Origin of the sequence: Nisaea sediminum (assembly GCF_014904705.1) — a bacterium.
Taxonomy (GTDB): Bacteria; Pseudomonadota; Alphaproteobacteria; order Thalassobaculales; family Thalassobaculaceae; genus Nisaea; species Nisaea sediminum.
In genome coordinates, this window is record NZ_JACZCQ010000005.1 from 314990 (window position 1) to 326874 (window position 11885).

Annotated in this window: 12 protein-coding genes; 4 read left to right on the plus strand and 8 right to left on the minus strand. The window is 63.2% G+C overall.

Annotation, left to right across the window (positions count from 1 at the left end):
• Positions 1-82 precede the first annotated feature (82 nt).
• The 4 genes from IG122_RS11935 to IG122_RS24470 all read left to right on the plus strand — a co-directional run bounded on the left by IG122_RS11935 (position 83) and on the right by IG122_RS24470 (position 4091).
• Entirely contained in the window at positions 83-952 is an 870-nt protein-coding gene (locus tag IG122_RS11935) for an ABC transporter permease (protein ID WP_226893514.1), read from the plus strand.
• Between the two features lie 10 nt (positions 953-962).
• Positions 963-1745 carry an ABC transporter permease gene (locus IG122_RS11940; RefSeq protein WP_193183764.1) on the plus strand — a complete coding sequence of 261 codons (783 nt, stop codon included), beginning with the start codon at positions 963-965 and terminating at the stop codon, positions 1743-1745.
• Between the two features lie 29 nt (positions 1746-1774).
• Positions 1775-2938: an ABC transporter substrate-binding protein gene (locus tag IG122_RS11945; protein WP_226893515.1), complete on the plus strand. Its 1164-nt coding sequence runs from the start codon at positions 1775-1777 to the stop codon at positions 2936-2938.
• A 76-nt stretch (positions 2939-3014) separates the two neighbouring features.
• On the plus strand, positions 3015-4091 hold the full coding sequence (locus tag IG122_RS24470) for an ABC transporter ATP-binding protein (protein ID WP_193183766.1): 1077 nt from the start codon (positions 3015-3017) through the stop codon (positions 4089-4091).
• A gap of 14 nt (positions 4092-4105) precedes the next feature.
• Here the strand turns inward: IG122_RS24470 and IG122_RS11955 are convergent, their stop codons facing one another.
• The 8 genes from IG122_RS11955 to IG122_RS11990 all read right to left on the minus strand — a co-directional run bounded on the left by IG122_RS11955 (position 4106) and on the right by IG122_RS11990 (position 11782).
• Complete coding sequence (locus tag IG122_RS11955) at positions 4106-4504, minus strand: hypothetical protein (protein WP_193183768.1); 399 nt, start codon at positions 4502-4504, stop codon at positions 4106-4108.
• Positions 4505-4594: 90 nt separating this feature from the next.
• Positions 4595-6607, minus strand: a complete 2013-nt coding sequence (locus IG122_RS11960; protein WP_193183769.1) for a methyl-accepting chemotaxis protein — start codon at positions 6605-6607, stop codon at positions 4595-4597.
• 276 nt (positions 6608-6883) lie between these two features.
• Entirely contained in the window at positions 6884-7249 is a 366-nt protein-coding gene (locus IG122_RS11965) for a cupin domain-containing protein (protein ID WP_193183770.1), read from the minus strand.
• Positions 7250-7341: 92 nt separating this feature from the next.
• Positions 7342-7794 (minus strand): histidine phosphatase family protein, encoded by a 453-nt coding sequence (locus IG122_RS11970; RefSeq protein WP_226893516.1) that lies wholly within the window; start codon positions 7792-7794, stop codon positions 7342-7344.
• A 276-nt stretch (positions 7795-8070) separates the two neighbouring features.
• On the minus strand, positions 8071-8856 hold the full coding sequence (locus IG122_RS11975) for an ABC transporter ATP-binding protein (protein ID WP_193183772.1): 786 nt from the start codon (positions 8854-8856) through the stop codon (positions 8071-8073).
• Positions 8853-9611: an ABC transporter ATP-binding protein gene (locus IG122_RS11980; RefSeq protein WP_193183773.1), complete on the minus strand. Its 759-nt coding sequence runs from the start codon at positions 9609-9611 to the stop codon at positions 8853-8855. Before IG122_RS11980 ends, IG122_RS11975 begins: the two co-directional genes overlap by 4 nt.
• A 10-nt stretch (positions 9612-9621) precedes the next feature.
• The gene (locus tag IG122_RS11985; RefSeq protein ID WP_193183774.1) at positions 9622-10764 is read right to left on the minus strand and encodes a branched-chain amino acid ABC transporter permease; all 1143 of its coding nucleotides are present in this window, start codon (positions 10762-10764) and stop codon (positions 9622-9624) included.
• A gap of 1 nt (position 10765) precedes the next feature.
• Positions 10766-11782 (minus strand): branched-chain amino acid ABC transporter permease, encoded by a 1017-nt coding sequence (locus IG122_RS11990; RefSeq protein ID WP_193183775.1) that lies wholly within the window; start codon positions 11780-11782, stop codon positions 10766-10768.
• Positions 11783-11885 lie beyond the last annotated feature (103 nt).

The window sequence follows — 11885 nt, forward strand, 5'->3', positions numbered from 1 at the left end:
GGAGGCTGTTGAAGATTTCCAGCTTCGAAAAGAGCCGGCGAACCGGCCGTTCGGACAGGGTCATATCGTTGGGGACGTTCTATTGAGCGCATTGCGTAGCAAGGTCATGCGGCCGTGGTGGTTGCTATCGCCTGCACTGATCACGATCACGCTGCTCGTCGTCGTGCCGATGTCGCTGATCCTGATCTATTCCTTCTACGTCAACATCGATCTCGGCGTGGACGAGCCCGCCTTCTCCTTCGAGAACTGGCACGAGCTGCTGACCGACAGCTATTACCACGTGGCGATCTGGAAGACCTTCCGGCTGGCGGCGATCGTCACCGTGCTGGCGGCCGTGCTCGGCTACATCCCGGCCTATTTCATCGCCAACACGAAGTTCCGCCACAAGTGGCTGCTGCTCCTGCTGCTGATCCTGCCCTTCTGGGTCAGCTTCATCATCCGCACGCTGTCCTGGATTCACATCATGGGCAACCAGGGGGCGATCAATGGGCTGCTGCTCTGGCTCGGGATCATCGACGAGCCGCTGCCGATGATGTTCAACGAGTTCGCCGTCGTGGTCGGCTTCATCCACGTCTACCTGCCCTACATGATCCTCAACGTTTATGTGAGTCTCGAAGGGATCGACAGGAACCTGGTTCCGGCGGCGCGCACTCTCGGGAGCTCGCCCTGGCAGGCCTTCCTCGAGGTCACGCTGCCACTCTCCCTGCCGGGTCTCGCCGCCGGCTGCCTGCTGGTCTTCGTGCTGACCGCCGGCAGCTACGTGACGCCGCTGATCCTCGGCGGGCCGGACGACTTCCTCTACGGCAACCTGATCTATGACGCGATCCTCTCGGAGCTGAACTGGCCGATGGGCGCGACCCTCTCCTTCACCCTGCTGGTCCTGCTCGGCATCGTGGTCCTGATCTACAGCCGGATCATGGGCATGAACCAGCTCTACAAGGCCTTCGGGTAAGGAGGCGGCGATGGGATGGAGCCTGATCCGACTCTACGCGATCGCGGTCTATGTCTTCATGTTCGCGCCGGTTGCGGTCGTGTTGCTGCTCGCCTTCAACAGTTCGCAGTTCGGCGGTTTCCCGATCGAGGGCTTCAGCCTGCAATGGTTCCGGCGCCTGTTCGAGAACGAGGCCATCGTGCGCGCCTTCGAGACCTCGTTCCTGCTCGGCCTCGCGACCTCGGTGCTGGCAACGACGCTCGGCATCCTCGCCTCGCTGGCGCTGGTGCGCTACCGCTTTCCAGGCAAGGAATGGATCACCACCTTCCTGATCTCGCCGGTGCTGGTGCCGGAGACCGTGCTCGCGGTCGGGTTGCTGATTTTCCTGCGCTGGATTTCGGTGCCGCGCTCCTTCGCGCTGCTGCTGGCGGGGCACACGATCATCGCCCTGCCCTTCGTCGTGCTGGTGGTTCAGGCGCGCCTGGTCGGGATCCGCAAGGATTACGAGGAGGCGGCGCTCAGCCTCGGCGCCAATCCGCTGCAGACCTTCTTCCAGATCACCCTGCCGCTGCTGATGCCCGCCGTGTTCGCCGGCGCGCTCTTCGCCTTCACGATTTCCTTCGACAACATCACGGCGACCATCTTCTGGCGCCCCGCCGGCACCGAGACCGTGCCGACGCAGATCTTCGGGATGCTCCGCAACTCGGTCAGCCCGGAGATCAACGCCCTCGGCTTCGTGATGATCGTCGTCACCGTCGGCGTTCCACTCATGGCAGGCGGTCTCGCCCGCTATTTCAGCCGCAAACAACGATAACAACCAAAGAGAACAGAGGAGTTCGAGAGATGAAAATCAGTTCGACGAAACGTTACGAAACCCTGCGCGAGCGCATGGGCAACGGTGACATGGACCGCCGCTCCTTCATGAGCCTGCTCGGCTATGCGGGCCTTGCCGCCGGCGTCGCAGGCGGCGCGATGACCGCGATGAGCCGGCAAGCACTGGCCTCGGGCACCGAGCTTTATTTCGAGGGCTGGGGCGGCGTCGTCAGCGAGGCGCTGCGCAAGCATGCCTTCGATCCCTACTCGAAGAAGAGCGGCAACACGGTCGTCGATTCCGCCTTCGGCGGCGAGTCCGAGGTGCTGACCAAAATCAAGGCCGCCGGCTCGATCAATGGCCACAACATCCTGCATTCCTCCGGTGTCAGCTGGTACCAGCGCTGGGTCGACAACGGCTACGGGAGCAAGCTGAACGAGGCCAACATCCCGAACATGAAGAACGTGATGACCTCGATCATCGCCCCGTTCCGGGCGATCACGCCGGACAGCCTCTCGGCCGTTCCCTACGATTACGGCACCACCGGCATCGCCTACAACACCAAGCACATCTCGAAGGAGGAGGCCGAGAAACTCGGCGCCGACCTGCTGCTGAAGAAGGATCTGAAAGGCAAGATCGGCGGCTGGGGCGGCGACTGGGCGAACCGCGCCTGGTACGGAGCGCTGCAGTCCGGTCAGGACCCGAACAACATCCAGGACTGGGATGCGGTCTGGGAGAAGGCACGCGAGCATCGCGCTCTGGTCGCCAAATACTGGGAGTCCGGCGCCGAGCTGATGGATCTCCTCGCCAAGGAAGAGATCTACGTGACCGAGGCCTGGTCCGGCCGCGTCGCCGCGCTGCAGGCGCAGGGCCATCCGATCGGCTATCTCGATCCGAAGAACGGCCTCGCCTGGATGGAAAGCATGTTCGTCCTCAAGGGCTCGCCGATGGACGAGGCCGAGGAGCTGCTGAACTTCATGCTGGCGCCGGAAACCGCCATCGCGGTCGCCGCCGGGCAGAAATACCCGTCCTCGCTCGACCCGCAGAAGGTCGAGATGCCGGACGAGGTGAAGGAGCTGCCGGCCTACGATCCGACCGGCAAGCTGGAAGGCCTCGTGTTCCGCGATCCCTCGACCTGGAACCCGGTCGAGAAAGAGCAGAAGAAGCAGTGGAACCGCATCAAGAAGGGCGCCTGAGCCCTTTTCCCTACGCCGGGCCGGATCCCCGCGATCCGGCCCGGTTTTTCCCGAAGCGTGAGCAGAGGTAAGAGACGTGGCGCAGGTTGAACTTGTCGGCGTGAGAAAGACCTTCGGCCCGGTGGTCGCCGTCGAGGACGCGAACATCACTTTCGAGGAAGGCTCCTTCACCACCCTGCTCGGCCCGTCCGGCTGCGGGAAAACGACGCTCCTTCGGATGATTGCGGGTCTCGAGTTTCCGACCACGGGAGACATCCTGGTCGGCGGCAAGCGGGTGAACGACCTGCCGATCCACAAGCGCAATCTCGGCCTCGTCTTCCAGAACTATGCGCTCTTCCCGCACAAGACGATCGCCGAGAATATCGGCTTCGGGCTGAAATACCGGAAGGTTCCGAAGGAGGATATCCGCCGTAAGGTCACCGAGGCGCTCGACATCGTCCGCCTGCCCGGTGTCGAGGACCGCTTCCCGAACCAGCTTTCCGGCGGCCAGCAGCAGCGCATCGCGCTCGCCCGCGCCATCGTCATCGAGCCGGACGTCCTGCTGCTCGACGAACCGCTTTCCGCCCTCGACGCCAATCTCCGCGAGGAGATGCGGGTCGAGCTGAAGGCAATCCAGAACCGCATCGGCGTGACCTCCATCTTCGTCACCCACGATCAGTCCGAGGCACTGGCGATGTCCGACAAGATCGTTGTCATGAGTGCCGGCAGGGTCGAACAGACCGGCTCGCCGGAGGAAGTCTATACGAGGCCGGCCTCCGAGTTCGTCACCTCTTTCCTCGGCAACGCCAACCTGCTGACGGGGACGGTCCGGAACATCGTCGCCGAAGTCGCCGAGATCGAGGTTGAAGGCCTTGGGACCCTCTTCGCCGACGTCTCGGGAGACGCCGCGCCGGCTGTCGTCGATGGCACGGAGGTCCGGCTCTCGATCAAGGCAGAGAAGCTCGCCCTCGCGCGTGACCCCTCGGAGAGCACTCTCACCGCGCGCATCCGCGATGTCGATTATCAGGGACAGGTCGCCCGTTATTTTCTCGAAGCCGGCGGACATACACTCCAGGCGCTGAACCAGATCGACGAGCATCCGCTCACGGCTGGATCCGAGGTCTCGATCCGGATCCGTCCGAGGGATTGCATTATCCTCCCACTCGTCCGGTAAGCGCGCTCCAGCGCCTATTCTCCAGACTCCCGGAGGGCGGAGCGTATCTCCTCGATACAGGCATCGAGACGCTCGGTGAGATCGCCCGCGACATCATGCCCTTCGGGACCGAGCGCGATGAAGATCTGCTGCTGATAGCCGACGACACGTCCCTGTAGGAGCGCGAGCTTGTTCCGGCGTTTCCTGCGCTGCTGCTCGACGGAACCACTCCCACTGCCGGCATCGGCGCGCAGCTGGTCCCGGACCGCAAGCGTGCTCTCGACCGCGCCTGCCCAGGCCGCCCCGACACTCTCCGCCTGTCCGCCCCGAAGATCCGCTTCCGCGACATCAAGACGGCAGGTCTCCGGAAGAGTCTCATCCGCACCCGAGGCCGACGTCAGCGCAACAGCGGCGGCGACTGCGCCCGCGAACATTCCTGCTCTCATCCCAATCCCAACTCCGCTCTGTCTCGGTCCCACCGGAGACTAGAGCTTTCGAGGCCGGGATGCCAATGATGCCCCGGACTAATCCCTGCGCCGGTCGACGGCGACCGGGACGTCCCTTTCACGCAGATCGACCTCCGGCGTCGAGGTCCGGATGATCCGCTTGATCGCCGAATTGAGGCCGCCGAGTTCCTCCTGCAGGGAGCTGGAGAGCCCGGCGAGATTCTTCGAGAAACTGTCAAGCTGCTCGATACTGTGTGTGACATCGACCATGCGCCGGGTCACTTCCTGCGATCCCGCGCTCGACTGCGCCGCACCCTCGGCGATCTCGTTCACCGCCGAGGCCTGTTCGTCGACCGCCTCCTCGATCGCTCGCGCGGAGGCCGAGATTTTATCGATCGCGCCCGCGATCTCCCCGATCGCGCCGACCGCGTCGGTGGCGATGCCCTGGATCCCGGCGATCTGATCGGTGATGTTGGCGGCCGAACTCTGGGTCTGGTTCGCGAGGTTCTTCACCTCGCTTGCCACCACCGCGAAGCCCTTGCCGGCATCGCCGGCGCGCGCCGCCTCGATGGTCGCGTTGAGCGCCAGAAGATTGGTCTGCTCGGCGATGTCGCTGATCAGGGTGCTGACGGTTCCGACCTCCGAGGCCGCCTCCTGCAGGCGGGTCACCACGGCATTGGTCTTCTCGGCGATTTCCTGCGCTCCGAGAGCGGCGTTCTTCGCCTCCTCGACCTGGGCTACCACATCCGCGAGCGAGCGGTTGATCTGGTTGGCGAAATCGGAGACCGAGGCCGCGTTGCTGGTCGCCTCCTCCGCCGCACTCGCCACGGCCTGCGCATTCTCGGAGACGTTCGTGCTGATACCCGAGAGCTCGTTGGCGTCGCGCGACAGCTTGCTGCTTTCCTTCGCAATCCCGTCGACCCGCCCCTGCAGCTCGCCCTCGACCGCGTCAGCCATCCGCCTCAGGGACTTCGTCCGGTCCTCCTGCGCCTGGATCTCGGCTTCCTGCTGCTCCTTTTCGAGCTGCGCCCGCTGGTCCATCTGCGTCTTGAAGACGACGAGCGCCCGCGCCATGTCGCCGAGATCGTCCTGCCTTTTATCCTGCGGCAGCGTCACGCTCTCGTCCCCCTTGGCCAGCCGCGTGAGGGCATCGACGATCCGGTTGATCCGCGCCGAGATCGGCAGCGCGCGCCAGAGGCCGAAGCTGATGAAGATCAGTACGATGGCGCCATTCACGAGCAGAATACGGTACACTTCCCACTCGGCCTCGGCGATTTGCTGCTGCGTTTCCGAGCGGATTTTCCCGGCGATATGGTCCTCGACCTGCTTGAAGAGATCGAGGCGTTTCGTTGCGGTCGCGAACCACTCGGTGCCCGTCATTCCTTTCGGGTCGACCGTCTCCGGCAGGGCCGCGAGGATCTTCCGGCCTTTTGCGACCGCGTCCTCCGCCTGGCGCGTCACCGTCGCAGCGTACACCGCCTCAAGTTCGGTCGATGCCGACTGTCTGAACCGGGCGAGCGCGTTGCGCTCCCCGACAAGGCGGCCGAGGTAAGCCTCGTATTGCCCGCGATCGAACGTACCTTCGGCGGCCCGGTTGAGCAGCGCGGCGCCGATCGCGCGCTCGAGACCGCCATTTTCCTTGGCTTCGATCATCGCCACATAAGGCAGCATAAGGGCTGTTATATCCTGCGACGGACTGTGCTCGGTTCCGAGAACCGTCAGCGAGATCAGATCCTCGATAACGCCGGTATAGTACGCGACATTTTCCGGCACCTTCAGGCTCTTGCCATCCGCACGGCCGCGATGCTCACCGAGGCGCCCGAGAGCATCCTCGATCTTCCCGAGCAGGATGCCCGATTCCCGGAAACTCTCGTCCGATGCGACAACATCTTCCTTGAAGACGGCCTCGCTCCGGCGGAACAGCTCGATCGCCGGATCGCTCAGGCGTCGCTGCGCCGCGACAGCGGAGGCGTTCTTTTCGGCAAAGCCGCTGGTGATGAGGCCGACGGTCAGCCCCCGTTCTTTCTGAAGCTCGTGAATCACCTCGCTTGCGGCGATCGAAAGCTCCGTCAGCGGAGCGAGCTTTTCCAATTTTGCAGTGCGGTCAAGCTGCGCCCAGATCGCATTGGCAGCCAGGGAGACAATCGCAAAGTGAGGAAGAATAACCAGGAAAATCAATTCTTTCCGCAATGAAATACGCATACCATCGCCTTTGTCGCAGTGCAAAAATTACAGCCACATTAGGGCGATTCAATCGCAACTTCTAGGTTATTTTTATTCTCTCAATAGTATTATCGGTTTTAATGAAAATGCCGTGAATTCAGAATGGTTCGGGCGGGTTTGGCTGTCCGCCCGCACACCAAAGGATCAGCTTCCGTAGCCGCTGCCGGCTTTCCTGTAGTCTCCGCGCGGCGGACTGAAGACGTCGATCACGAAACACCCGTCCGGGCCGGCCTTCAGGCCGTGTTCGACATTGCCGGGCGTGCACCAGAAGTCGCCCGCCTTCACGTGATGATCGACGCCGTCCTGGGTCCTTACGCCGCTGCCTTCCAGCATGATGCCCCACTGCTCTTCCGGATGGCTGTGGATCGAGCCTTCCGCGTTCGGCTCGATCCGCACCACCGAAAACATCAGGTTCTCGCCCGGAAAGATCCGCGCCGTCAGGCCTTCGGCAAGCTTGCGCTGGATGCCCTGGCCGAGGTCGTGAAGGTTGAAGAAATTGCCGCTGCCCATCGTCTCGCCTCCCGTGCGTTTAGCAGTTTTCGGAGCATTGATCCTCGAAGCACGGACCGCAAGGTGCGTTCCCGCGCTTCGGCAAGCGGGGATCAGGGGCGCACCAGGACACGGTCCAGGACTTCGGTCTGTCCGTCTGCGCCGACCCTGAGGAGCAGCACTTCGCCCGATGCCGGAAAGACGTCCGTCAGCGCGGTGATGTTCACCTGATGGGTGACCAGAAACACCGTCTCTCCCGGCGACATTGCGGCCAGGACTCTGCGGGTCTCGGATGTCTGGGCGCCCGCTTTCGAGCGATCCTGAAAGAATGAATTGAGGCTCGGCAGCTCCTCGACATCGCCGAGGCCGAGCAGTTTCGCCGTCTCAAGGCAACGGCACCATTGGCTGGACAATACCCGGTCGATTTCGACGCCGGCTTCGCGGACCGCGGCGCCGATCCGGCGCGCTTGCTCACGTCCCGTCTCGTCCAGATTGCGTTGTGTCGAGCAGTCCCTGAGGCGGAAACCGGCCGGATCGCCGCCGCCCGGCGCGATCGCGTGGCGCATGATCGCGACGGTCCGGGGCTCCTCCAGGAGCTGCCATCCGCCCCCGCTCGCCTTTGCCTGATGAAGGGGAAATGCCGCCTGTAGGAGAACACAAAGACAAAACAGCAGCGTACGCATTCGTCTCCTCGTCGTTCCTGTTGCCGGGCCCGGACCTGAGGTAGCGCCAGAGAGCGCGACGGCAAGACGAAACAGGCGAGGGCCTCCGTCCAGAAAAAGAAAGCCCCGCCAAAGGCGGGGCCGTCAGGTGACGATGACAGGAGTTACAATCGACACCAGTTAGATCGCGAGATACTCCTGACGGAGTGCCTCGTCATCCAGCACTTCTTGAGCGGTGCCATCAAAGACGACCTGGCCCATATCGAGGATCAGGGCGCGGTCCGCGAGATGAAGCGCGGCGATAGCGTTCTGTTCGACGATAATGGTGGTGAGCCCGAGCGTCTTGATCTCTTCGAGGATCTTCTCGATCTCGCGCACGATGACCGGTGCGAGACCTTCATAGGGTTCGTCCAGCAGCAGCAGCTTCACGTCCCGGGCAAGAGCCCGCGCGACGGCCAGCATCTGCTGTTCGCCGCCTGACATGGTCACGCCTTCCTGGTTGCGGCGTTCGGCGAGGCGCGGGAAATGCTCGTAGAGCCGCTCGATCTCCCAGCCGCGCGGGCCGTGGATCTGCGCCAGCTCGAGGTTTTCCTCGACCGTCAGGCCGGGAATGATGCGCCGATCTTCGGGAACCAGACCAACACCGTTCTGCGCCGCCTCGAAATCCTTCATCCGGTGCAGCGGCTTGTGGTCGAGCCAGATCTCGCCGTGATGGAGGTCCGGATTTGCCATCCGTGCGATGGTACGGAGCGTCGAGGTCTTGCCGGCGCCGTTCCGCCCGAGCAGGGCGACGATCTCGCCCTCATGGATGTTGAAGCTGACATCCTGGACGATGTAGCTCTCGCCGTAATAGGCCTGCAGGCCCCAGCAGGAGAAATAGGCCGACGGCGTCCCGACGTTCCTGATCGGGTTCTCCGGCTTGACCATCGGGTCTTCCGGCTGCTTGAGGAGGGTATCCTGGCTCATAGATGGGCTCCCCCGAGATAGGCTTCCTGGACGCGCGGATCGCCCTTGATCTGTTCCGGCTTGCCTTCGGCGATGACGGTGCCCTGGGCCATGACGGAAATCTTGCTGGCGAGCGAGAACACGACATGCATGTCGTGCTCGATCACGATCTTGGTGATGCCGCGCTCGCCGATCTTCTTCAGAAGATCGATGGTCTTGTTGGTGTCCGCGCGGGACATGCCGGCGGTCGGCTCGTCCAGCAGCAGCAGCTTCGGATCCTGGACCAGGCACATGGCCAACTCCAGGCGCCGCTTGTCACCGCGGGAGAGCGAATTCGCGATCATGTGCTTCTTGTCGTAGAGATCGACGTCAGCCAGCAGATGCTCGGCCTTCTCCCGCGCTTCGGCGAGGCTGTCGACACGTTGCCAGGGGTTCAGCTTGAAAGCGCCGTCCCGCCGCGCGAGCGTCGGGATCATGACGTTATCGAGCAGATCGAGATCGCCGAAGATCTCCGGCGTCTGGAACACACGAACCACACCGGTTTGGTTGATCTCGTGCGGCTGCTTGCCGAGCAGCGAGATGCCGTCGAAATCCACCGTCCCGGTATCCGGGGTCAGGCGGCCGACGAAGCAGTTCAGCAACGTCGACTTGCCGGCCCCGTTCGGACCGATGATCGCGTGCACCGCACCCTCTTCGACCGAGAGCTCGACATTGTTGAGAGCCTTCAGACCGCCAAAGCTCTTATTGACGTTCTTGACTTGAAGAATGCTTGTCATCTTGCCGCCCTCATTCGCCGGGTGCCGTGGAAACCGAGGAATTGGCCGCACCGCCGTCCTTGCGGAACAGTTTGGCGATACGGCCAACACCCTCCATCAGCCCCCCCGGCAGGAAGATCACGATGATCATGAACAGCGCTCCGAGCGTCAGGTGCCAGCCTTCGCCGACGAAGAGGCCGGAGATCGCCACGACGATGCCCTGCAGCCATCCCGGCAGGAAGTCGAAGATGCTCATCAGAATGTCGTGGTTGAAGGCGCTGAAAATGTTCTCGAAATATTTGATCACGCCTGCGCCGAAGACCGGACCGAGCAGCGTTCCCGCCCCGCCGAGAATGGTCATCAGCACGACCTCGCCCGACGCGGTCCACTGCATGCGCTCCGCACCGGCCAGCGGGTCGGTACAGGCGAGCAGCGCGCCGGCGAGACCGGCATACATGCCCGAGATCACGAAGGCCGCGAGCGCATAGGGCCGGGTGTTGATGCCGGTGTAGTTCAGCCGGTTCTGGTTCGACTTGATCGCCCGCAGCATCGTGCCGAAGGGCGAACGCGCGATCCTGACCGCGATGATGAAGCCGATAATCATCAGCACGGCGCAGAAATAGAACCCGGGATAGCCGGTCATCTCGGTGCCGAAGAGATCGGTCGTCGGCAGGGCCGCGCCGTAGTCGATCCCGGCCATCTTGTCGAGAATCCGGGGATCGTTCGTGGTCAGCTGCAGACCGGTCTCGCCGTTGGTGATCGGCGTCAGGACCGAATAGGCGAGGTTGTAGGACATCTGCGCGAAGGCGAGGGTCAGGATCGAGAAGTAGATCCCGGTCCGCCTGAGGCTGATGAAGCCGATCGCGAGCGCGAAAAGCCCGGACACCAGGACCGCGAAAAACACGGCCGGCAGCACGTTCATGGTCAGCAGCTTGAACGACCAGACGGCGGCATAGGAGCCGACGCCGAGGAAGGCCGCGTGACCGAAGGAAAGATAGCCGGTGAAGCCGAACAGGATGTTGAAGCCGATCGCGAAGAGACCGTAGATCGCGAACTTCTGCAACAGGTCCGGATAGCCGGCGCCGATCGGTCCGAGCCAGAGCGGGGCGGTCAGCACCGCCGCCGCGAAGGCTCCGATCATGATGAGGTCGTTTCTAGCCGTAGGCGCGATCATCTTAGCCCTCCATCACGCCTTTGCGGCCCATCAGCCCGCGCGGACGCACGAGGAGGATAACCACCGCAACAAGGTAGATGATGATCTGGTCGATGCCGGGAAGAATGGACTTCACCTCGTTCATCGACGCGAAAGATTGCAGGATACCGAGCAGGAAGCCGGCCGCGACGGCGCCGCCGAGCGAGCCCATGCCCCCGACGACGACCACCACGAAGGACAGCACGAGGAAGTCCATTCCGATGTGGTAGTCCGGCGGCAGGATCGGCGTATACATGACGCCCGCAAGTCCCGCGACCACGGCCGCGATACCGAAGACGATGGTGAATCGGCGCTGGATGTTGATGCCGAGAAGGCCGACGGTTTCGCGGTCCTGCATGCCGGCACGGACGACCATGCCGAAGGTGGTGAATTGCAGGAAGGCGAAGACCGCCGCGATCACGAGGCCCGAGAAGGCGAGATAGACCAGACGCCACCAGGGATAGACGACGGAGTCGCCGAGACCGAACAGGGCGCCAATGTCGGCGCTGCCGGCGACCGCTTCAGGCGCCGGCTGCGGGATCGGGTTGGCGCCGAAATAGGCCTTCACGATCTCCTGCAGCACGATCGCGAGACCGAAGGTCACCAGGATCTGCTCGGCGTGGGTACGTTTGTAGAAATGCTGGATCAGGCCGCGCTCCATGGCGAGGCCGATCAACAGCATGACCGGAATGGCGAAGAGGATCGACAGCGGGACCGCCATATCGATGATCATGGTGCCGGTGTCGCCGAACCAGACCTCGAGATAGGGGACCTCTTTGTAGGCCTCGAAGAAGGTGATGCTCTCGTCCTTGACCTTCATGGACAGCGTCAGCAGCTCGCGCAGGCTGACGGCGCAGAAGGCCCCGAGCATGAAGAGCGCGCCGTGCGCGAAGTTCACCACCCCGAGAGTGCCGAAGATCAGGGTCAGACCAAGCGCGATGAGCGCGTAGGCGCCGCCCTTGTCCAGACCGTTCAGAATTTGCAGAAGTATGGCATCCATGCCGCGATTCCCGTCCGGGTCCCCCCACTACCTAAATCCAGAAAGCGCCGGGCGGCCCCGGGGGGGCGGGCCGGGGCCGCCTTTGTGGGGGGTCGGGGGCGGG